Annotated in this window: 19 protein-coding genes, 1 pseudogene and 1 riboswitch; of the genes and pseudogenes, 16 read left to right on the plus strand and 4 right to left on the minus strand. The window is 44.5% G+C overall.

The window, feature by feature from the left end:
* Nucleotides 1-229: 229 nt before the first annotated feature.
* Nucleotides 230-859, minus strand: coding sequence for an ester cyclase (locus OCU36_RS17230; RefSeq protein ID WP_261839773.1), 630 nt, complete (start codon nucleotides 857-859; stop codon nucleotides 230-232).
* Nucleotides 860-1,096: 237 nt separating this feature from the next.
* Between OCU36_RS17230 and OCU36_RS17235 the strand changes: the two genes are divergently transcribed.
* The 3 genes from OCU36_RS17235 to OCU36_RS17245 all read left to right on the plus strand — a co-directional run bounded on the left by OCU36_RS17235 (nucleotide 1,097) and on the right by OCU36_RS17245 (nucleotide 4,227).
* The gene (locus tag OCU36_RS17235) at nucleotides 1,097-1,348 is read left to right on the plus strand and encodes a DUF2999 domain-containing protein (protein ID WP_261839774.1); all 252 of its coding nucleotides are present in this window, start codon (nucleotides 1,097-1,099) and stop codon (nucleotides 1,346-1,348) included.
* A 223-nt stretch (nucleotides 1,349-1,571) separates the two neighbouring features.
* A riboswitch (TPP riboswitch) is annotated at nucleotides 1,572-1,683 on the plus strand.
* A 101-nt stretch (nucleotides 1,684-1,784) separates the two neighbouring features.
* Nucleotides 1,785-2,669, plus strand: coding sequence for a bifunctional hydroxymethylpyrimidine kinase/phosphomethylpyrimidine kinase (thiD, locus tag OCU36_RS17240; protein WP_261839775.1), 885 nt, complete (start codon nucleotides 1,785-1,787; stop codon nucleotides 2,667-2,669).
* A gap of 289 nt (nucleotides 2,670-2,958) precedes the next feature.
* Nucleotides 2,959-4,227, plus strand: coding sequence for a peptidoglycan DD-metalloendopeptidase family protein (locus OCU36_RS17245; RefSeq protein ID WP_261839776.1), 1,269 nt, complete (start codon nucleotides 2,959-2,961; stop codon nucleotides 4,225-4,227).
* A gap of 206 nt (nucleotides 4,228-4,433) precedes the next feature.
* Here the strand turns inward: OCU36_RS17245 and OCU36_RS17250 are convergent, their stop codons facing one another.
* Entirely contained in the window at nucleotides 4,434-4,754 is a 321-nt protein-coding gene (locus OCU36_RS17250; RefSeq protein ID WP_192891963.1) for a heavy metal-binding domain-containing protein, read from the minus strand.
* 43 nt (nucleotides 4,755-4,797) lie between these two features.
* A complete protein-coding gene (locus OCU36_RS17255; protein WP_261839777.1) occupies nucleotides 4,798-5,733 on the minus strand; it encodes a LysR substrate-binding domain-containing protein in 936 nt (311 codons plus the stop codon).
* A gap of 91 nt (nucleotides 5,734-5,824) precedes the next feature.
* Between OCU36_RS17255 and OCU36_RS17260 the strand changes: the two genes are divergently transcribed.
* The 3 genes from OCU36_RS17260 (at nucleotide 5,825) to OCU36_RS17270 (ending at nucleotide 8,285) form a co-directional block, all read left to right on the plus strand.
* Nucleotides 5,825-6,805, plus strand: a complete 981-nt coding sequence (locus OCU36_RS17260) for a DMT family transporter (protein WP_261840739.1) — start codon at nucleotides 5,825-5,827, stop codon at nucleotides 6,803-6,805.
* A 192-nt stretch (nucleotides 6,806-6,997) separates the two neighbouring features.
* Nucleotides 6,998-7,744 carry a phosphatase gene (locus OCU36_RS17265; RefSeq protein WP_261839778.1) on the plus strand — a complete coding sequence of 249 codons (747 nt, stop codon included), beginning with the start codon at nucleotides 6,998-7,000 and terminating at the stop codon, nucleotides 7,742-7,744.
* A 145-nt stretch (nucleotides 7,745-7,889) separates the two neighbouring features.
* Nucleotides 7,890-8,285, plus strand: coding sequence for a cytochrome b562 (locus OCU36_RS17270; RefSeq protein WP_261839779.1), 396 nt, complete (start codon nucleotides 7,890-7,892; stop codon nucleotides 8,283-8,285).
* A gap of 339 nt (nucleotides 8,286-8,624) precedes the next feature.
* On the opposite strand, the gene OCU36_RS17275 is transcribed toward OCU36_RS17270, so the two are convergent.
* The gene (locus OCU36_RS17275; RefSeq protein ID WP_261839780.1) at nucleotides 8,625-9,560 is read right to left on the minus strand and encodes a LysR family transcriptional regulator; all 936 of its coding nucleotides are present in this window, start codon (nucleotides 9,558-9,560) and stop codon (nucleotides 8,625-8,627) included.
* 342 nt (nucleotides 9,561-9,902) lie between these two features.
* On the opposite strand from OCU36_RS17275, the gene OCU36_RS17280 reads away from it, so the two are divergent.
* The 10 genes and pseudogenes from OCU36_RS17280 (at nucleotide 9,903) to OCU36_RS17325 (ending at nucleotide 20,945) form a co-directional block, all read left to right on the plus strand.
* Nucleotides 9,903-11,039, plus strand: coding sequence for an efflux RND transporter periplasmic adaptor subunit (locus tag OCU36_RS17280; RefSeq protein WP_261839781.1), 1,137 nt, complete (start codon nucleotides 9,903-9,905; stop codon nucleotides 11,037-11,039).
* Nucleotides 11,032-12,303 carry a TolC family protein gene (locus tag OCU36_RS17285; protein ID WP_261839782.1) on the plus strand — a complete coding sequence of 424 codons (1,272 nt, stop codon included), beginning with the start codon at nucleotides 11,032-11,034 and terminating at the stop codon, nucleotides 12,301-12,303. Before OCU36_RS17280 ends, OCU36_RS17285 begins: the two co-directional genes overlap by 8 nt.
* Nucleotides 12,300-13,529 (plus strand): ABC transporter permease, encoded by a 1,230-nt coding sequence (locus tag OCU36_RS17290; protein ID WP_261839783.1) that lies wholly within the window; start codon nucleotides 12,300-12,302, stop codon nucleotides 13,527-13,529. The genes OCU36_RS17285 and OCU36_RS17290 overlap by 4 nt, the downstream gene beginning before the upstream one ends.
* 2 nt (nucleotides 13,530-13,531) lie before the next feature.
* The gene (locus tag OCU36_RS17295) at nucleotides 13,532-14,815 is read left to right on the plus strand and encodes an ABC transporter permease (RefSeq protein ID WP_261839784.1); all 1,284 of its coding nucleotides are present in this window, start codon (nucleotides 13,532-13,534) and stop codon (nucleotides 14,813-14,815) included.
* Between the two features lie 19 nt (nucleotides 14,816-14,834).
* Nucleotides 14,835-15,554 (plus strand): ABC transporter ATP-binding protein, encoded by a 720-nt coding sequence (locus tag OCU36_RS17300; protein ID WP_261839785.1) that lies wholly within the window; start codon nucleotides 14,835-14,837, stop codon nucleotides 15,552-15,554.
* Between the two features lie 525 nt (nucleotides 15,555-16,079).
* Nucleotides 16,080-17,273: a glycine C-acetyltransferase gene (locus OCU36_RS17305; protein WP_261839786.1), complete on the plus strand. Its 1,194-nt coding sequence runs from the start codon at nucleotides 16,080-16,082 to the stop codon at nucleotides 17,271-17,273.
* A 98-nt stretch (nucleotides 17,274-17,371) separates the two neighbouring features.
* A complete protein-coding gene (gene tdh, locus OCU36_RS17310; protein ID WP_261839787.1) occupies nucleotides 17,372-18,403 on the plus strand; it encodes an L-threonine 3-dehydrogenase in 1,032 nt (343 codons plus the stop codon).
* 343 nt (nucleotides 18,404-18,746) lie between these two features.
* Nucleotides 18,747-19,124: pseudogene (locus tag OCU36_RS17315) on the plus strand (IS110 family transposase); the annotation flags it as partial.
* Between the two features lie 78 nt (nucleotides 19,125-19,202).
* A complete protein-coding gene (locus tag OCU36_RS17320; protein ID WP_261837391.1) occupies nucleotides 19,203-20,123 on the plus strand; it encodes an IS5 family transposase in 921 nt (306 codons plus the stop codon).
* A 225-nt stretch (nucleotides 20,124-20,348) separates the two neighbouring features.
* Nucleotides 20,349-20,945: a DJ-1/PfpI family protein gene (locus tag OCU36_RS17325; RefSeq protein ID WP_261839788.1), complete on the plus strand. Its 597-nt coding sequence runs from the start codon at nucleotides 20,349-20,351 to the stop codon at nucleotides 20,943-20,945.
* The last annotated feature ends 204 nt before the right edge of the window (nucleotides 20,946-21,149 follow it).

The following is a 21,149-nucleotide window of genomic DNA, read 5'->3' on the forward strand; positions in this document are numbered from 1 at the left end:
CGGTGAACTTTGAGTTTTTGGATTAATACGGCGGGGTTATAAGCGGATGAATAAAAAGCAATTTGAGATTTAATTTAGGGTATAAAAGTTGTTTGGTTCAAAATGCATATTGGAAACAGTGACGAGTGATGCATCGAGCTAAGAAGCACTAAAAGTATAAAAATGCTCGATGAGATACATCGAGCATTTTTTGATTAAGATGTAAGCCTAAAATAACTTACAGTAGAGATTATTTTACTTGAGAGAAGAAAGTATTATAGTCTTCTAAGTGCCAATTTTTTGTAATTTTACCATCATGCACTTCGTAGATATCGACTGCTGGGAAATCGACAACTTGACCTTGACCTACAGTATCGCCCATCTTGCCGTTAAAATTGCCTTTGAAACGGTATCGAATCGTTGCAAAGTCACCAGTAATAAGTAAATGTTCTACTTCTACATGTAAGTTTGGTACGACCTTACGGAAGTTTTGAGAAGCTTCTAGTACACCTTCAATGCCTTCTTTTCTGCCTTCTGGCGGCGTCATGTCTTGAAAGTTTTCAAGCAAAGCTTCACGCGCATACATTTCTTCACCAGTATCCCAAAACTTAGCGTAGTTCATTGCTGCTTGCTTAATTTCTAATGTTTGAGCTGATTGATCCGCACTAACAAATATTTGAGGTGTAAGTTCACTCGCTTGAACTGCATTACCTGCTAACAATGAACCTGCTATTGCCATAGTTTTGATCGAGTTTTGAATTTTTGACGTTGTCATATAAGCACTCTTGTTCTTTAAGTTTAATTCGTTGATATCAATCACAGAATCCGTTGTATAAGTCTGTTTGCTATCCTTTTGCTTGAATAAAGTATATCTATTCAATGTCTATCTTATAATGGTGCTAATTGTGAATTCATTATTTGTCTCAGGTGAATAATGAGGCGATAAAAGAAGGTTTGCTAAATAAAATACTGCTAAGGTTTTGTCTGGTTTGTCACTTGTTCACCAGACGATGGATTAAAAACGGGTAAGATCAAAGCGTACGAGTGAGTACAATCAAACACTGCTAGATGGTATGCTGTTCTTCTACTTAATTTTAGTGTTTCAAAGGTAAAAAAAATGAACCCGATTTTAGCAATGTTGAAAGAGAACAATATTAGCGATGAGAAAATCAACGAGTTGTTCCAAGCGTTGACAGAGAATCCTCTTGCAGCAATGGCGACGATCAGCCAACTTGGTTTACCACAAGATAAACTTCAAATGCTAATGGGTCAGGTAATGCAAAACCCTGCACTGATCAAAGAAGCGGTTGAAGAACTCGGTCTAGACTTCTCGAAAGTTGAAGCAGCCAAAGAGCAACTTCAAAAATAAGTGAGTGAATGTGGGCTAATATTCATATTGTTTAGCGCAATCACCATGCAATGAAAAAGTCGTTAAAATACAGTGTTAGCCTGTTTAACGACTTTTTTTTGTGCTTGATGATGGCAAGTATGGCGTCAAGTCGTTTAATCTCGGCGAGTGATGTTTCACCATCAATCATTCTCATAAAGCAGTAAAACCAGTATCTCGTTCAAGAGAGTACTGTTACTATCGTTATCAATAGTCGGGGGGCGTATACCTTAGTTGGTGTTTGCTGAGATCGTTATTCGAGACCCGTTGAACCTGATTCAGTTAACACTGGCGTAGGGAACTATGATGACTTTGCCCGCAGCGTGACTCAACCATGATCTCTTATTGGTTTCACCTATCAACAATTTTTGTGGCCAAAGTTCGGTTCTCATACGTCTTTTAGACCGTAGGAGAGACCATGATACTGCATTCCAATTCTCAAATATTACCAAGCAATACTCACGCCTCAGCAGACCAACCTTTGTCGGTCAAAACGCCGATTGTTTTAACCATTGCGGGTTCTGACAGTGGTGGTGGTGCAGGCATTCAGGCTGATATTAAAGCGATATCAGCAACAGGCAGTTTTGCTTGTTCAGTGATTACCGCGATTACTTCGCAGAACACCCAAGGTGTTTCAGCTATTTTTTCTATCCCGCTCGGTCACGTTGCGAGCCAGTTAGATGCTGTCTTTACTGACCTTAATATCGTGGCAGTAAAAGTCGGCATGTTGGCGGATGCGCAAATTATTCAAGTTGTCGCTGAAAAAATGAAGCAATATCAACCCAAGCACTTAGTGATTGATCCTGTCATGGTGGCAACGAGTGGTGATCTTCTATTAGAAAACTCAGCCATCATGACACTCAAGCAAGAGCTGATCCCACTGGCAGACATCATCACGCCTAACTTACCAGAAGGTGCCGCGCTCACGGGCAAAGCTCGGCCTGAAAGCGAACAAGAAATGCAGACCATGATTGAAGATCTGCGCGCTTTGGGTGCCAAAGCGGTACTGTTAAAAGGTGGTCATTTGGAGAAGGATGAGAACAGTAATGATTTACTGATTCTACCCGCGACGTCAACGTTGATTCAAGCTAAGCGCTTTTATACAAAAAATACCCATGGGACGGGTTGTACGCTCTCTTCCGCAATTGCTTCTTTTCTCGCTCAAGGCAACACGCTCACAGAGGCGGTTGATCTAGGAAAACAATATATTTCACAGGCGATTGCGCATGCTGATGAACTGGAGATCGGGAAAGGACATGGCCCAGTAAACCACTTTTTCGCTGGTCACATGGATGTTCGTTAACCCGGTTGTTTGGCTATGACGAGATACCGTGAATTAAACAATTAGAGGTACAAGGAATGTAAAATGCTTGAGTCTTATTGGTGGTCTTTATCACTGTGGTTAGCGTGATGAGCTTTGCGAACGAAGAGGTAAAATACTCTGACAAGGCGTACTTAGACAGGCCACTGAAGAGCGATACATTTTAGATGAGTTGATTTATAGAACGCTTTTTACATCGTGTTTATTCTCTTGAATTAATTGTTATGTTATAACACATAATAAGTTCCCTGTTATAACCGTAAAGTATTTTATGAAGTTCTTCCGTATTGGCCTGATCATTATTGCTATCAGTGCATTTTCACTGTCTGTTTTGCTCTATTTTCAATCCGAACCACCCAAAGATATTTCAATCCAAATTACCCCTTATGAAGGCTCATTCGCTCATAAAAGGGAGTTATCAAGCTCACATTCTGACTCAAATATTAGCGCCCAAAAGCGAATGAAAGTGCATTACTTCGTGAAGGTTGGCGATACACTCAGTACGATATTCTCATCTTTGCACCTGCCTTATGGAACGTTTTATAAGGTGATGGAGGCGGATCTTGAGTCTTTGAAACTCGACACGATCAAGCCGGGTGATCGTCTAGAGCTGATTTTGGATAGTGAGTCGAGAGATTTAGTTGAATTGATTTATCACGAGAGTTTGGTTGAACAAGCGATCTTTAAAAGAAATGATGATGGCCATTTTAGCTACCAATTTGTGGAGTTGCCGAGTAAATGGAAAGAAAAGCTTTACTCCGGTACAGTGCTCGGCAGTTTTTCTGCATCGGCGTATAAATCGGGCTTAACGACGGCGCAGATCGCGAGTATTACTCGAACGTTAAGAGATAAAATTAACTTCTCAAAGCAGTTAAGAGCGGGTGATAAGTTTAACGTATTGGTGAATGAGCAATACACTGGTGACCAGCTAACAGGAAAAACAGAAGTGCAGGGGATATCGATTACGTTAAGAGGCAAGGAAGTGGCTGCGTTTCTTGCTCCTGATGGGCGTTTTTACGATAGAGAAGGGAACAGCCTTGAGCAAGCTTTCAATCGTTACCCGATAGATAAACAATTCCGAAGAATCACTTCGCCATTTAATCCGTTTAGAAAACACCCAGTGACTGGACGTATATCCCCTCATAATGGTACTGATTTCGCAACCCCCGTCGGCTCTCCGGTTTATTCAACTGGTGATGGTCGGGTTATCGCTATTCGTAACCACCCCTATGCGGGGAAATACATCGTGATTGAGCATAATAGTGTTTATAAGACTCGTTACTTGCACCTCAGTCGGTTCCTCGTTAAGAAAGGACAACAGGTCAAGCGTGGTCAGAAAATTGCGCTGTCTGGTTCGACAGGCCGTGTAACGGGGCCTCATTTACACTTTGAAGTCTTGGTGCGTGGAAGAGCGGTGGATTCAATGAAAGCTAACTTGCCTTTAGCCAGTTCAATCTCGCCTGAAAACAAAGCGGCATTTTTGACGAGAGTTGCCTCATTTGATGACCTGCTCTCTGAGCAAAAAAGTCGCACCAGTTAAATAGATTCAAGCCAAATTCAGCCATGGCTTATCATCGTTCCAACCCTTAGACGATTACTCACCAAAGGGTTGGAACGAGTTTTCATAAAATTATCTGGCTATTCTGGTGCTTAAGTGATTAATTACCCAATCTATCAAGTTCTTAAATTATCAAGCTATCAAGCTATCAAGCGCTAAAGCCATCAAGTCGTTAAGCTTTTGCTCGATTAGGCGACAACGACGGCGGTTCCGCTTGCGGATACCATCAACATGCCATTCCCGGTCCCTAATACTTCATAATCGATATCGACACCCACTACAGCGTTTGCACCCGCTTCAATGGCTTTCTGCTCTAACTCTTTAAAGGCGAAGTTACGGGCTTTTTCCAGTTCTTTTTCATAGGTGCCAGAACGGCCACCGACAAAGTCACGAATGCCTGAAAACATATCTTTAAAAACGTTAACCCCTAGAATCGCCTCTCCGGCAATAACCCCTTTATAGTCGACAATGCGTTTGCCTTCGACAGATTGCGTGGTGGTAATAATCATATTGTCCTCTTGTCTGTTCATTGTTGATGTTCAATAGGGCATGTTATTCGCGGTCGTTCGTCGTATTTATGCTTGAACTCTGATCTGAACGTGCGAATTCACTTCTTAACCATACCCTCAGTTTTAGCACACTTTCTTGCGTTAATTTATTCTTTGGGCAAACAAAGTAGAAATCTTGGTGCGGGTTAGCAACCGGTTTACCCAGTTCGACGAGCATCCCATGGCTGATGTCATCTTTCACAAACAAGCGATGTGTAACCAACACACCTAATGAACGAGTCGCAGCTTGCACAGCTTGAATGGAGACATCAAAAGTTAGATTACTATGAAATTTGGGCATTGGGATTTGGTAGTGATCACACCACACTTGCCAGTCGTGTTGTCGCCGGAGGTTAAAAACACCAATGGTTGAGTTTTGTTTAACCAGTTGCTCAACGGTTAATTCGGTCTGGTTTTTCAATAGAGCAGGGCTGCACACCAAGACCAGATCATCGTCGCCCAGTTTCTCGCAGTAATACTGTTGCCATTCATTTGGCTTGCCATGGACGAGTGCAACATCGACCCCTTCTTGCTCAATATCGAAAGGGCCCGTTAACGTAGAAATACGAATATCCAGTGAGGGAGCGGATGCTTGAAATTCGGGAACTCGTGGTATCCACCAGTGCATCGCGAGTGAATTCACCATGTTGAGGGTAATGCGATGATCGTTGGGTGTTTTGGCCAGCTCTTCGGTTGCCTCAATCACTTGCTCGAGCGCCGGAGCGATCTTTCGGTAATATCGCTTACCTGCGGCATTAAGAACAACGCGGCGACCGACTCGTTGAAATAGAGGTTTATTGACCTGTTGTTCCAATGACTTGATGGCCTGACTCACGGCGGAGTGACTCACATACAATACGCGAGCCGCTTCGGTCATACTGCCTGTCTCAGCCACAGCAACAAAAGCATAAATAGATTTAAGCGGAACGAGTTTTTTCATTGGTAAGTTTTCCTTACAGTTGTGGTTAATATTACTCGCTATTTTTAATCTCGTCACGCCTCTAAAGTATGGGCCAAAGGAGGTGATAATGATGTCGAATATTACCAAGGCGACAGCTTTCATGTTGCTGTCTACGTTCAGTTTGTCTTTAAGTGGTTTAATGGCCAAATATCTATCTGAAGCGATGTCTATTTCATTGCTGAGTTTGGTGCGCTTTTTTCTGCCCAGTCTGCTGTTATTCTTATTTCTGATGTTTTACAAAATCACGAAACCTTCGCTAGATATGTGCAAGCCATTGGTGATGCGAGCGATCTTTATGGTAGCGAGCCAGTGGTGTTTTCTTACGTCTTTGCAAACTTTAACCCTTGTTGAAGGCATCGTCTTGTTTAGTACGGGGCCATTATTTATTCCATTGTTAGAAAAATTAATATTCGGGGTGAAAATTCATCCCATGACGATCGTGTGTTTAGCGATGACTTTCTTCGGTGTAGTGATGATGGCTGGGGATTGGTCAACGTTTGAATTTGGCTCAGCGTTCTTTCGACCTGCACTGTTATTAGGATTATTGGCGGGGATGTTTAACTCTGGATCTCAAGTCAGCTTATATCGCGCATCTAAGACGAAGCTGACACCCGCAGAGCTTAACGCATGGACCTTTTTATTCGCTGCAATAATCGCGATACCTATGGTGGTGTTTACGTCGCTATCATCGGTTATTGATCGTGCAGGTGATGGTACTTTAGAGGCTTTATTGTCTTTTGATAACTTACGTTGGACTGGACTTGGCGTAACTGGCTTAGCCCTATTGATCATTAATACGCAAATCTTTCGCTCGAAAGCCTATCAGCTAGCAGACAGTGGTTCTCAACTGGCCCCCTTAATTTTCACTAACATGTTGTTTAGTGCGTTATGGCAGGTTTTATTTTTTGATGACATATTTTCTACTCAGCAGTTAATCGGTATTCACTTGATTGTCGTTGCGAGTATGACCAATATGCTAGTTGTGAAAAAACATCGCCGCGCTAATCCGCCGCCGCAAGCAACACTCAATTCAGCGACACTACGGTGTTGAGTTCTGATGTGAGTACGTGATGCTTGGTCGTGACTAAGTGATACGACAATAAAGTCTGATGTTTAAGTGCTAATTGTCACTTTCAACTGATAAACTGGTCGCATGATTGCCATAAGGCAACCCGTTTCATGATATGGTATCAGGGATACCGTTCTGAAAACGTTTAGAGACCAAGTTTAAGGGCATTGATTGATGGAACTTAAAGTAGATACCCACACCCACACGTACGCGAGCGGTCATGCTTACAGCACGTTGATTGAAAACGCTAAGTTGGCAAAACAAAATGGGTTAGCCATGTTTTGTACCACAGACCATTCGGAGTCGATGCCAGGCGCGCCACACTATTGGTTTTTCAGTAATCAACGAGTGCTTCCTCGTTTTATCGAAGACGTTGCAATCATCCGTGGTGTCGAGTCGAATATCATCAACACTCAGGGTGAAATCGACATTCATCCGAGCGTTGATAAGAACTTAGATTGGGTGATCGCGAGTTTCCACGAGCCTGTCTTTTGCCCATCGGATGTCGCAACTCACACACAAGCGCTGTTGAATGTGATTAAGAGTGGTCGGGTCGATGCACTGGGTCACTTAGGGAACCCGAATTTTGATTTCGATTTTGAAGCTGTGGTTCAGTGTGCGGTGGAACATAATGTTGCCATCGAAATTAATAACACGACACTTAAAGGCAATAGCCGTGTAGGCAGTATTGATCGCTGTTATGAAATTGCAAGAATAGCCAAAGAGAAAGGGGCGTTTATTACCACGGGAAGTGATGCGCATTTTTGCCTAGATGTCGGAGGATTGGATCTTGTCTCTTCCTTACTTGACGAAGTGGGTGTGGATTCGAATAAAGTGATCACTCATTCACCGCAGCAATTCTTGTCATTTTTGGCGCTACGTGGTCGCAACGAGATTTCAGAATACTCAGCACTTGTTTAAGAGAATGTCGGCGGGTTTGCATTTCGACACAATCAATTTTTGTGCGTGGCCTATTTTTGTATACACTAGCCGGAAAATAATAAAGTCGAAGCGCTGTAATAATGATGGCGCTATCTTCAAAGTCACAGTTTCACTTGGAGAAACAATGAAAACTCGCTCAATTCTTTTATCTGGCCTAATCGCTGCTGCAGTAATGTCTGGCAACGCATTTGCAAACGTTGACCTGAAGAAAAACATGCAAGAAATGAAGCTTGCATTCAAACAAGCAGCAGAAGCTCAAAGCATTGAAGAGATGCAGAAACCGATCGTTCGTTTAGACACGCTTGTTGCAGAACTGAAAACGGGTGTGTACCCAGTAGAAAAAGAAAAGAACTTCATGGAAGGCTTTAAAAAGATCAGCGCATCACTGGATAGCATTGAGCAGAAGCTAGACCAAGGTGACTTAGAATCGGCACAGCAAGAACTGCGTACTATTGACGGCCTTCGTAAGGAGTACCATGATAAGCGTAACCCAAGTATCTGGAGTAAGATCTTCGGTTAATTTGCTTATCTAGAGATTTTGCTGGCTAGATACGTAATACCAATCGCAGTCAATAACGGGTCATCATAGTTTGTTAAAAACCTCGATAACGTCGTTAGAATTTTTGATTGTAGAATAACGACTTAGCGAAGGTGCTTGTCGAAAAGAGCGGCCTTGTTGTCAAGCTTTTTCCCTACGCTATTCCTGAACACATACTTACTGTGATTGGTATAGCAAACAGCAAAACCACAAGATTCGATTTCTAAACGCCGCCTTACCTTGCCCTTATCCCGGGTGGTAAGGCGGCGTTTTTTGTTGTCTGCCGTCACTCTCAGGAGTCACGATGGAACGGCAATACTATTAGATCGGTGATTCTCCGGCTAACTTATTGCTTAAGTGCTCCATCGCATAATCGATGAACACTCGCAGTCGAGCCGGCATATACTTGGTTTGTGCAAACTGCATCGCGATTGCACCGTGATAGTTACTCTTGATGGTCCAGTCATTCAATACTTGAACGACGCTGCCTTCTGCTAACGCGTCTTGAATCACGAAGTCATGGAAGATGCCAATCCCCAATCCTTCTTTCACGCCTTTAAGTCGCATTTGAGAGTGGTTCACTGCGTATCGACCACTAACGGAGACGGTATGAAACTCATCATCTTTGAGAAAGTCCCAAATGTGGTCTTTATCCGTTTCTGCAAGGTACAGACAATCGTGTTGACTAAGATCTGTCGGGTGAGAAGGTGTCCCTTTATAGCCCAAATAACCAGGACTGGCGCAAAGTACCAAGTTAGTCTTACCTAGCTCTTTGAGTACCAAGCTCTCATCGGGTTTGTCGGTAAGACGGAATGCAATATCGATACCTTGGCGTAGTATGTCGATATCACCATCAGCAGCGCGTAACTTAAGTTGGATCTCTGGATACTGATTCAGAAATGGCACGACAAAAGGCTGAAGTACAGAGTTCAAAAACGCTTCTGGCGCGGCCACTGTGAGTGAGCCAGAAGGCTCGGTATGATCCGACGTCGATAGCTCAACGGCTTGCTGTGCTGCGTTAATCATGATCACACTCTGGTCGTAAACCAATTGGCCAGCCTGAGTGATAATAAGTGTACGTGTGGTTCGTTCGAATAGCTTTACTGAAAGGGCCTTTTCTAAGCGAGTGATTAGCTTACTCAATGCTGAAGGCGTGACTCCTAACTGCTTGGCGGCCGCAGTAAAACTGCCTTCATTGACCACTAAAATAAATGAGGCGAGATCGGGAAGTAGGGCAATGAGTTTGGGATTGACCATAAGTATCCATAAGAGTCAGCAATGAGCGTAATGGTTATTGTGAGTGATTCGACAAGATTTGTGAATTAGTTTCATTAATTGGCAAAAGTAAAATTAGTCGTGATGATGTTTAACTGTCGATCTGCCTCTTCTTCAGCTCAATGCATTTGATGAAATCACCTAACGCCCGGCAACATATAGACTCATGCGACTTAGTGGACTATCCATCTAACTTACTGTCAATAGCTATCTGACATAGCCATACCAAATATTACAAACTCGCGACATTAAAGCCGATATGATTCTAGAACTTTATGTTCATCAGATGGTCACAAGACTATACAAAAATAATCGGTATCAATAATGGCGAAAATTTGGCTTGTCTCTGCTGCGAGCGTTGCATTGCTTGGCGGCGGCGCGTATTTTTATCTGCAATCTTCCACTCAACCAGAGGCGTTTCCAACGCTGGCGGTGGAAAAGGGAACCATTGAAAAACAAGCGGTAGCGGTCGGCAATATTGTCCCAGCGCACTCGGTGTCTATTAAGTCGCAAATCGATGGCATCGTGGGCGAGATGTACGTGGAGGTCGGTGAGAAAGTCAAGCAAGGCCAAGCATTGATTAAGGTTCGCCCGAACCCGACGCCGCAAGCATTAACCGACGCATCAACAGATCTAATGCGCAGCGAGGCCGACTTAGAATCCGCTAAACAAAAGCTGGCAAACCTTGAAAGCTTGGTGAAGCAAGACATCATTCCAAAGAATTACGATGAATACGTTAGTGCGCGTTCAACCGTGAAATCGGCTCAAGCGAACGTACTGCAAAAACGCCAGAACCTCGAATTAATTCGCAGCGGTGAAGTCTCCATTGGTGACGCTCGTTTAACCTCAACCATTTATGCACCAATTGATGGCACAGTATTAAACCGCAAAGTCGAAGTCGGTGAACCAATCATCTCGACCGAATCTAGCCAAGCCGCGACAGAAATGATGTCTCTGGCGGACATGAACAGTCTGATCTTCAAAGGCAGCGTCAGCGAGCACGATGCCGCGCAGCTTTCACTGGGCATGCCTGTATTACTTACCGTTGCGCCTTATCCTGATATGGAAATTTCCGGTGTGTTAACCAAAGTTGCGATCCAATCAGAGAACCTTAACTCGCCAGAAGGTAACGCGACGGCAAAAAGCTTTGATAACGGATTTGAAGTGGAAGTTGGCGAACTGAAGATCCCGAAAGAGATCTTACTGCGTTCGGGCTTCTCATCCACTGCACAAATCATACTGAAGAAATCTGAGGACGTATTAACCTTGCCAGAACGAGCACTGCAATTTGATGGCGATACACCAAACGTATTGATTCCAGATAACTCAGAGCAAGGTTTTCACACACAAAAAGTGAAGCTTGGTTTGTCGGATGGCATCAACGTAGAAGTGTTGGACGGCGTTAAGCTAGACGAAGAAATCATCGATAACAGCATGATGATGGGAGTCGCGCATGGCTAAGCGAAACTTATCTAAAATCGGATGTGCGATTCTGGCCGCCACATTCAGCTTACCAAGCTATGCCATCTCGATTGAACAAGCGTGGCAGCAGGCGAAGCAAAGTGACCCAAACTACGAGAAAGCCAAAATTGGTGTTCAACTTGGTGAAGTGGGTGTTGATGCAAGCCGTAGTTCACTCTTACCCGGTTTGAGTGCGACAGCATCAGCGAATTGGAGCGAATCTACCGACAATACCAATAGTTATGGGGCATCGCTTTCTCAAACCATTTGGGACAGCAGTTTGTGGTCGGATCTAGACCAAGCGAATGCCAACTACATCAAAGCTCAGCTTAAACTGGCTCAATCCCATAATGAATTAGCACGAAGATTGCTTTCATCGTATTTGGATGTGGCAAGTGCACAGGGGGATTTACAGTTGGTGCAATCCAAGTTGGAAGAAGGCAACAAACTGTTGAAGATCATTGAGAAGCGTTACCTCGCGGGTAAAGTGAAATCGGTGGATGTAGAAGAGATTCGAGCAACACAAGTTGCGGATAGAGTCGGTATCTTGAATGCGCGTTCTGATTTAGAAGTGAAGCGAGCGGAACTGGCTGCGTTGATCAATCAAATCCCGCAAAACGTCGATCAAATTCGTACTGACTCACTTGTTCAACCGGCCTTGTTGGTGGACTCTCAAGAGCAATGGTTAAAGCTCGCGAAGGACAGTAGTCCAGAACTTTTAGTGGCCGTGCAAAACGTGAAAGCCAGTGAATTTGCCAAAGATTCTGCACAAGGTGGGTATTACCCAACGTTAAAAGGGAACGTTGGCTACAACGATGATGACCGACGTAAAGACGGCGAGTTCAATGCAGGCATTACACTCAGTGTGCCCATTGATTTGAACGGCGCAACACGAGCTAGAGTTGATGAGGCATCACTCAATACCCTAAGTGCAAAGCAAGATCTACGTCGAGTGGAAATCGATATTCAAAAGCGTGTGATCCAGCAGTTCACTCAAGTCAACATCAACTGGAACCAAGTTTTGATGGCAGACGAATTGGTTACTTCTCGTGAGAAAGTGCTGCGCAGCAAAGAGAAGCTTTATGATGCGGGTCTGCTCGAAGTATCAGAAGTTATTAGTGCACACAACAGCTTGTTTGAGGCGAAAAACAGCCTACAAACCTATTTGTATAACTATTGGCGCCAGCGTATCGGCTTGTTGCAAACCGCAGGTAAGTTAGATGACGACACTATGGCACTGATCTCCCGAGCGTTTAATTCATGACCAGTTTATTGCAGCAAACCTTATTGCAGCAAACATGGCAAACGCTGATGGCACATCGCATGAAAAGCATGCTCGCGATCATTGCCATTGCGTGGGGCGTAATATCTGTGGTGGTTCTGATTGCGCTGGGAGAGGGCTTTTATCGCCATCAAACTCAGCAGTTGTCGTTTATGGTCAATAATGTGCAAGTCGCGTTTCCATCGAACACCAGCAAACCTTGGCACGGCTTACCTTTACGACGTCAGATTCAGATCCCGCAGGATAAAGTCGATATGATCAAACAATCTGATTTTGTGAAATCTGCATCCAGTGTGTATGCCAAGTGGGATGCAAACATCACCAATGAAAAAGGCCAAAAACTAACGAGTTTCGTTAGTGGCATAGACCCGTACTATTTCTCATTGATTCAACGCAAGTTGGAATCGGGTTCGCGTAATCTGTCACCCAGTGATATTGCCAATCACACTCGCGTAGCGATTTTGGGCGACCAAATTGCCAAGATGGGTGAAATCAGTATCGGTCAAATGGCCAAAGTTAATGGCGTGCCATTTTTGGTCATCGGCATTATGAAAGACGAAGATGCGGGCATTTCATTTGGTGATAGCCGCAAAGTCTTCATCCCTCAAACTACCTACCTTGATTTGTGGGATGCCAAACCTTGGATGCTGCTACTCAAGCCTGCCGACGGTATGGATGGCGACGCATTCCGACAAGCCATTGTTAACTTCTATGCCAAGCAATTGCACTTCGACCCAACCGACAAAGAAGCGATTAACTTGCCAGACTTCAGTGAGGGCGCAGCGGTGATCACGGGTATTTTCCGTGGCATTCAAATCTTCCTTGGGGCAAGCGGTGCGATGACCATGGCCGTTGGCGCTCTTGGTGTCGCAAATATTATGTTCCTCTCTGTGACAGAACGAACGCGAGAAATCGGCGTGCGCTTGGCGATTGGTGCAACGCAAAAATCCATACTCAACCAGTTCATCCTTGAAGGGCTCATTTTGGTGGCGGTCGGTACAGCTCTCGGCTTAATGGTTGCTTATTTAGTGGTCGCATTGCTTGGCTCCATTACCTTACCAGAGTGGTTAGGCTTTCCGGTTATCACGCCAGACTCTATCGCTTGGTCACTGTTAGTTACGCTAGTTCTGGCGTTGCTGGCGTCTTACTTTCCGGCAAGGCGAGCATCGCGTCTCACCCCCGTAATAGCATTAAGTGCGAGGGCGTAAATATGTTGCTACCAATGAGACAAATCTTTCAGGAATTGGCAGCAGAAAAGCTGCGTTTGGGTTTAACCATTCTTGCTGTGGCATGGGCGACCTTGTGTATTGCTGCCATGTTGGCGGTGGGCGAGGGCATTCGTCAGGGTGTATTGAGAACTGCGCAAAATGGCAACGGTAATCTGATTTACTTAACCGGAGGCATGGCGACCGTTGATTATGGCGTCTTCCACCAAGGTAAGTTTCTAACCTTAAAAGCCGACGATACCGACGTAATTAAAGCCCTGCCAGAGGTGAAAAGCGTTGCGCCAACCGCAGTTTGGGATGAGCGCATTACGGTCGGTGATCGAGGAATATGGCAAAAGCCACTAGCTGTCACGACAGACTTCGCATCTATGACCAACTTAATCCCAATGGATGGTGGTCGTTGGCTCAATCCGCTCGACCAAAAGCAGATGCGTAAGGTGGTTGTGTTGGGTTATTCACTCGCCGCGGATCTGTTTAATCCTAATGAAGACTTCAGTTGGTTTGCTCCTGTGACACTGCAAACCAATCCGGTCGGTGAAAAGGTCAAGATTGGCAGTGAAGAGTTCACTGTGATTGGCGTGTTGAAGAAAAACAGCGCCGAAGTTGAGCAGGGTGACCAAATCAACTACGCCAGCTTTGTGCCGTTAGCCACGTGGCAACGCTTTCATTCTAACAGTGATATTGGAGCCATCAATGTCGAGCCGCAAGCTCATGCTGATCGTGAAAAGTTGGCAAAGACTATTCGTCAGGTGATTGCTCGTAAACATGGCGCCAGTGTGAGTGACGAGCAAGTCGTCCAAGTGGAAGACATGTTCCTTAAACAGAAAAGCATGCAACAGTTCTTAGTTGGTCTACAAAGTTTTCTTGGCATCATTGGCTTTGTCACGCTGGCCGTGGCGGGCGTCGGGATTGCGAATGTGATGTACGCGACCGTAAAACGTTCCACCCGAGACATCGGTGTGCGCATGGCAGTCGGTGCCACGCCCACGGCCATTCGTCTTCACTACCTAGTGCAATCACTGATGACTATGATGCTCGGTGGTGTATTGGGGTTAGGTGTAACGTACGCACTTGTATCGGCCATCAGCGCCATAAACCTAGAAGGCAACACCTTCTATGAACACCTCGGGAAACCGGTCCCTGAGCTGTCTTGGGTTGTTGTTGCGATTGTGATTTCCACCTTGGTGTTTATTGGTGTCGCTTCTGCATGGCTGCCCGCAAATCGCGCCGCAAAAGTGAGCCCGTTGGAGGCACTACAAAGTGAATAACAATAATTCTGGAGACAAGATGTCGAACACGTCACTGGTTGATTTGACCAACATTTGTAAATATTACTCAAGCGGAGAGGCGGAAGTGCGTGCGCTAGACGGCGTCGACTTGATCATCAATCAAGGTGAGTTTCTTTCCATTCTTGGTCCGTCGGGCTCGGGTAAATCGACCCTGATGAACATGCTTGGTTGCTTAGATAAACCGACCGATGGTGAATACCAATTGGGTGGTCAAAACGTCGCGAATTTAAGCCCGAACGAGCTAGCCAGTATTCGTAACCAAAAGATAGGCTTTGTCTTCCAAAGCTTTAACTTATTGGAATACGCGACAGCGTTGGACAACGTGGCACTGCCGTTGGTTTACTCTGGTATGAAAGCCAAAGAACGTCGCCAGCGCGCCGCAAAATTGCTAGAGCAAGTCGGGCTAGGGGATCGTCTCGACCACAAACCAAACCAGCTTTCTGGTGGTCAAAAGCAGAGAGTGGCGATTGCGAGAGCCTTGGTCAACGATCCGCAAATCATCTTAGCGGATGAACCAACAGGGGCGCTAGATTCAAAATCTGGCGCAGAGATAGAGGCTTTGTTTAATCGTCTTCACGCGGAGGGACGAACATTGATTATCGTGACACATGATAATTCGCTTGCTGAACGAACTAAGCGAATCGTGACGATCAAAGACGGTAAGGTATTGTCTGACCGTAAAGGGCAACAGTACTTAGCCGAGTGCGTTGATCTTTGACTAGAGGCTGTTGTGTTACCTGAATCATTTATATGTTCTAGACTGCTCTCCATTGATGGTATTTAGGCTGAGAGCATATGCTAATGTAAAACAGGTTTGCCAGTCGTTTTCGAAGGCTTCTTGAATGATGTGGTCGGATAGTGTCATGGGCTTGTTTCTCATCTTATCTTGGGTATTTGTGTAACGGCCGCACATTCTGAGAGAAATAGTAATTCACCACTATATTGTTTTGAGATTAAAAATTGAGATTTGATATGAAAGTGAAATCAGGTCGAATTTTCGGTGGATATGGCGTTAAAAAGAACAAGAGAGGGGCGTTAATGTGCCCTGTGTCACTGGGATGAACTATTATTCATGCCTCAGGTTCATTAATGTTTTTCCAACTGGAGGGATAATCGAAATACAGATGTTCAACTAGAATGGTGACATAAGTTTTACAGTGTAAATGATAGAATTGAAATCGTTTACATCCCTACATAAAGCGGCGCGCGATGCTGCTGAATAATAACTAGGAAGGAATGGGCAATGTCTTCTGCATTTTACCAACAGATTCAAACTCAAATCGAAGAAGTTAAACAAGAAGGTCTTTACAAGTCTGAGCGCATTATCACTTCTGCTCAAAAAGCAGCGGTTTCTATCTCGACGGGTGAAGAAGTGCTTAACTTTTGTGCAAACAACTACCTAGGCCTTGCTAATCATCCTGCGCTTATCGAAGCAGCTAAAGATGGTATGGACCAGCACGGTTTTGGTATGGCTTCAGTGCGTTTCATCTGTGGTACTCAAGACTCTCACAAAGAACTCGAGCAAAAGCTATCTAAGTTCCTTGGTAAAGAAGACACGATCCTTTACACCTCTTGTTTTGATGCAAACGCTGGTTTGTTCGAAACAATTCTAGGCAAAGAAGACGCAATCATTTCTGATGCTCTAAATCACGCATCTATCATTGATGGTGTTCGTCTGTGTAAAGCAATGCGTTTTCGTTACTCGAACAACAATATGGAAGAGTTAGAGCAGCAACTTATCGCGGCTAAAGAAGCGGGTGCTCGTCACACACTAATCGTAACTGACGGCGTGTTCTCTATGGACGGCGTAGTGGCGAACCTTCCGGCTATCTGTGACTTGGCTGACAAGTACGGCGCACTAGTCATGGTTGATGACTCTCACGCTGTGGGCTTCATGGGTGAAAACGGCGCGGGTACTCACGAGTTCCACAACGTTGTAGACCGTATCGATATCATCACAGGTACGCTTGGTAAAGCAATGGGTGGCGCTTCAGGCGGTTACACTTCGGGTAAGAAAGAAGTGATCGACTGGTTACGTCAGCGTTCTCGTCCATACCTATTTTCAAACTCTGTTGCACCTGCAATCGTATCGGCGTCTATCCGCGTTCTAGACCTTCTTGCGGAATCTGGCGACCTACGTACTCAACTATGGGAAAACTCAGCTCACTTCCGTACTCGCATGGAAGCTGCTGGTTTCACTATGGGCGGTGCTGACCACGCAATCATCCCAATCATGTTGGGTGATGCAAAAGTCGCGGCTGAATTCGCAGAGCGCGCACTAGAGAAAGGCATCTACGTTGTCGGTTTCTCTTTCCCTGTTGTACCAAAAGGCCAAGCTCGTATCCGTACGCAAATGTCTGCTGCACACTCTCGTGAGCAACTAGACCGCGCAATCGATGCGTTCATCCAAGTTGGTCAAGACATGGGTATCATCTAATTCTTGTTGTTTGATAAAACCAACAGCTAACAGAATATAGATAACAATAAGATTTAGATTCTCGCCTTACAGTTAGGCGAGATGAACGGGATAACATTATGAAAATTAAAGCACTTTCTAAGCTTAAGCCTGAAGAAGGCATTTGGATGACCGAGGTTGAAAAACCTGAAATGGGTCATAATGATCTTCTTATCCGTATTAAGAAAACCGCAATTTGTGGTACAGACGTACATATCTACAACTGGGATGAGTGGTCACAAAACACAATCCCAGTACCTATGGTCGTCGGTCACGAATACGTGGGTGAAGTGGTTGGCATCGGCCAAGAAGTTCGTGGTTTTGAAATCGGCGACCGTGTCTCTGGCGAAGGTCACATCACATGTGGTCACTGTCGTAACTGTCGTGGCGGCCGTACACATCTTTGTCGTAACACAACGGGTGTGGGTGTTAACCGCACTGGTGCGTTCTCTGAGTTCCTTGTGATCCCTGCGTTCAACGCCTTTAAGATCCCGGCGGAAATTTCTGACGATCTCGCTTCAATCTTTGACCCGTTTGGTAACGCAGTACACACCGCGCTTTCTTTCGACCTAGTCGGTGAAGACGTGCTAATTACTGGTGCTGGTCCAATCGGTATCATGGCTGCAGCTGTTGCTAAGCACGTTGGCGCTCGTCACGTTGTAATCACTGATGTAAACGAATACCGCCTAGATCTTGCGAAGAAAATGGGTGTGACGCGCGCAGTAAACGTGATGGAAGAGAAGCTTGAAGACGTAATGGCTGATCTTAGTATGACTGAAGGTTTTGATGTAGGCCTAGAAATGTCTGGTAATCCATCTGCGTTCAACAGCATGCTGACTAACATGAACCACGGCGGTAAGATCTCTCTACTGGGTATTCCACCATCAGACATGGCAGTAGACTGGAACCAAGTAATCTTTAAAGGCTTGGTTATTAAAGGTATCTACGGTCGTGAGATGTTCGAAACTTGGTACAAGATGGCTTCACTAATCCAATCTGGCCTAGATTTGACGCCAATTATCACGCATCACTTCAAGGTTGATGACTTCCAAGCAGGCTTCGACGCTATGCGTAGCGGGCTTTCTGGCAAAGTTATCCTTGATTGGGAATAAGTGAAAATCTAAAAAGGTTTGACGTTTTATTAATGGTGGCTTTACTGGGTACGACCACAGTGAAATGGCAGATATAGCCCCATTTAACCCTCAAAAAAGCCCCAATTTAGCCCCAAAACTCGATGGAATCGCCCCATTAAATTTTTGGGGCTTTTTTATGTGTTTTATTATTTAATTTCAGATGTTTATAAGATTTTCTTGAACGTATCCGCTTTCAATGAAGTGGGCTGCCTAAATTTCATCTTCAGAGGTAACGGCCCGCTCTGTTAACTCACTAATTCGATGGTATGCCCCACACCGACGCTAAAATTAGCTATGTCGTAGTAGATTTAGAGGTGCCATCATGTCCGCTATAACAGTTATTGGTATATATCTCGGGAAGTCGGTTTTCCATCTCATTGGTCATGACCATTCTGGCCGCGAAATTTACCGACACAAATTGAGCCGAGTTTAGCTCGTTCAATTCATCTCCCAACAAGAAACGACAACCATAGCAATGGAAGCCTGTTGTGGTGCACATTGGCTAGCTCGAAGATGCCAAGAATATGGTCATAATGTTAAGCTGATACCAGCACAGTATGTAAAGCCATTCGTTAAGAGCCACAAGAATGACTTCATTGATGCTGACGCTGCTACGAGACCTAATATGAGATTTGTTTCTGCTAAGAGTGAACAAGCTCAAATTAGTACGGTTATTTGGAGAATCAGAACGGGATATATGGCGTTGTTGCGTAATTCAATGGAACTAAATCAAGAACCTACGATCTGAGCAGCTACGTCCACTCTATCTCGTAGCCCTATGCCTAAACCACGTTACAAAACAACTAACTGGAAGCAATACAACCAATCACTCATTAACCGTGGTTCTCTGACCTTTTGGATTGATGAAGAAGCAATAAGCGGATGGGCGCAAAGCAAACAGAATAAGCGCGGGAGGCCGCGTCGGTTCAGTGATTTAGCTATCACGACAGCACTCATGGTCAAACGAGTTTTTTCTATGCCATTGAGAGCGCTGCAAGGATTTATCGACTCGATATTTAGGTTAGCCCATGTACCGTTAAGTTGTCCGCATTACACCTGCATCAGTCGTAGAGCCAAGCAAGTTGAGGTTTCATTTAAGACTAAAACGAGAGGAGCGATACAGCACCTAGCTATTGATGCTACTGGCCTTAAGGTTTATGGCGAAGGTGAATGGAAAGTCAAAAAACATGGGACGGATGGCAAGCGTAGAGTCTGGCGAAAGCTGCATATTGCAGTCGATACCAACACTCATGAGATCATTGCCGCCGAGCTAAGTTTATCGACGGTTACAGATGGAGAAGTACTCCCGAACTTACTGAAACAAACACGCCGAAGTATCCTTAAGGTGTCTGGTGATGGCGCTTACGACACGAGAGCGTGTCACGCTGCTATTAAGATTAAGGGAGCTATTGCGCTTATTCCCCCAAGAGAAGGGGCTGCCTTTTGGGAGCGTGGTCACCCTCGAAATCTCGCCGTGGGTTGCCAGAAATTATACGGCTCAAATAAGTATTGGAAAGAGCGGTATGGATACCACAAACGTTCACTCTCAGAAACAGCGATGTATCGAGTTAAACAGTTGCTAGGAGGGAAACTGAGCTTAAGAAATTACAATGCCCAGGTGGGTGAAACTTACGCGATGATAAAAGCGTTGAACAAGCTTACTGGGTTAGGTATGCCTGAAACTTGTCGCATTGACTAAGAAACAAGCGAAACGGGTTGGCTCTATCTCTAAATTTAATTACGCAACAAAGCCCCTAGACAGGGGGAACGTAATTATTAAAATAATAGTGACACTATTAGAACGTAGTGATGAAGTGGCGAGCAATATATGACAAGTCATTGGGCAATAATAATTATTGTAGATAGCATGAATACAATCGACACTGATAGCGATGAATACATTTAATATATAAGGTAATACTGTATGAAAAATATTGCACTTTTACTCAGTGACGGATTCGAAGAAGGTGAGGCAATCAACGTGGTTGACATATTACGTCGCTTGCAGCTTTCGGTGAAGGTATTGTCTTGCGATCAAACCGTTAACCTTACCTCCTATCATGGGGTAAAAATTGTTGCAGATGACTTATTATCCGCCAACATACAATGTGATTTTGATGCAATTGTTCTTGTTGGTGGTCCACCGAACACCGACAAACTGGGTACAGACAGTCAGGTGATCAGCTTTATTGAAAGACACATCAGCATGAGGGCTTATATTGCAGCGCTATGCTCTTCTGGTGCAAAAGTACTAGCCAAGAACTCGCTGCTGGGCTCTCACCACTACGTTTGCTGTGGAACCTTCCATCAAAACTACTCTGATGGCTCATACATCAATCAGCCCGTTGTAATGGATGGTCAATTTATTACTGGTCAAGATTACGGATACACCATCGATTTTGCATTTGCAATCGCTGAAGTTCTACTCGGTAATACCAGAACCAGATCTAATGATGTTAGTGATGTAGACTGGGTAGCAAAGCATATTAATTATCGTCGATTTACTGAATACAGAATTTAAGAAATAACCATAGAAGCTTGTAATCAATAATCTTATATTTCTTATATAAAAAGTGCCAACAAGACAATTATCTTGTTGGCACTTTTACTGTACTTTCTTATCTTATAGATCTAAGTCAATAACTTGTAGATATAGTGGACGAGAATTACCTTTGGCGTTGTTGCGTAATTCAATGGAACTAAATCAAGAACCTACGATCTGAGC

Source organism: Vibrio artabrorum (assembly GCF_024347295.1).
Taxonomy (GTDB): domain Bacteria; phylum Pseudomonadota; class Gammaproteobacteria; order Enterobacterales; family Vibrionaceae; genus Vibrio; species Vibrio artabrorum.

What these genes read in the sequence shown, in the direction of transcription:
- OCU36_RS17285 (WP_261839782.1), top strand. Translation starts at nt 11,032, where the DNA reads ATGGCTAAGCGAAACTTATCTAAAATCGGATGTGCGATTCTGGCCGCC.
- OCU36_RS17320 (WP_261837391.1), top strand. Translation starts at nt 19,203, where the DNA reads ATGCCTAAACCACGTTACAAAACAACTAACTGGAAGCAATACAACCAA.
- OCU36_RS17295 (WP_261839784.1), top strand. Translation starts at nt 13,532, where the DNA reads ATGTTGCTACCAATGAGACAAATCTTTCAGGAATTGGCAGCAGAAAAG.
- OCU36_RS17305 (WP_261839786.1), top strand. Translation starts at nt 16,080, where the DNA reads ATGTCTTCTGCATTTTACCAACAGATTCAAACTCAAATCGAAGAAGTT.
- OCU36_RS17250 (WP_192891963.1), bottom strand. Translation starts at nt 4,754, where the DNA reads ATGATTATTACCACCACGCAATCTGTCGAAGGCAAACGCATTGTCGAC.
- tdh (WP_261839787.1), top strand. Translation starts at nt 17,372, where the DNA reads ATGAAAATTAAAGCACTTTCTAAGCTTAAGCCTGAAGAAGGCATTTGG.
- thiD (WP_261839775.1), top strand. Translation starts at nt 1,785, where the DNA reads ATGATACTGCATTCCAATTCTCAAATATTACCAAGCAATACTCACGCC.
- OCU36_RS17300 (WP_261839785.1), top strand. Translation starts at nt 14,835, where the DNA reads ATGTCGAACACGTCACTGGTTGATTTGACCAACATTTGTAAATATTAC.
- OCU36_RS17255 (WP_261839777.1), bottom strand. Translation starts at nt 5,733, where the DNA reads ATGAAAAAACTCGTTCCGCTTAAATCTATTTATGCTTTTGTTGCTGTG.
- OCU36_RS17275 (WP_261839780.1), bottom strand. Translation starts at nt 9,560, where the DNA reads ATGGTCAATCCCAAACTCATTGCCCTACTTCCCGATCTCGCCTCATTT.
- OCU36_RS17280 (WP_261839781.1), top strand. Translation starts at nt 9,903, where the DNA reads ATGGCGAAAATTTGGCTTGTCTCTGCTGCGAGCGTTGCATTGCTTGGC.
- OCU36_RS17245 (WP_261839776.1), top strand. Translation starts at nt 2,959, where the DNA reads ATGAAGTTCTTCCGTATTGGCCTGATCATTATTGCTATCAGTGCATTT.
- OCU36_RS17270 (WP_261839779.1), top strand. Translation starts at nt 7,890, where the DNA reads ATGAAAACTCGCTCAATTCTTTTATCTGGCCTAATCGCTGCTGCAGTA.
- OCU36_RS17265 (WP_261839778.1), top strand. Translation starts at nt 6,998, where the DNA reads ATGGAACTTAAAGTAGATACCCACACCCACACGTACGCGAGCGGTCAT.
- OCU36_RS17235 (WP_261839774.1), top strand. Translation starts at nt 1,097, where the DNA reads ATGAACCCGATTTTAGCAATGTTGAAAGAGAACAATATTAGCGATGAG.
- OCU36_RS17260 (WP_261840739.1), top strand. Translation starts at nt 5,825, where the DNA reads ATGTCGAATATTACCAAGGCGACAGCTTTCATGTTGCTGTCTACGTTC.
- OCU36_RS17290 (WP_261839783.1), top strand. Translation starts at nt 12,300, where the DNA reads ATGACCAGTTTATTGCAGCAAACCTTATTGCAGCAAACATGGCAAACG.
- OCU36_RS17325 (WP_261839788.1), top strand. Translation starts at nt 20,349, where the DNA reads ATGAAAAATATTGCACTTTTACTCAGTGACGGATTCGAAGAAGGTGAG.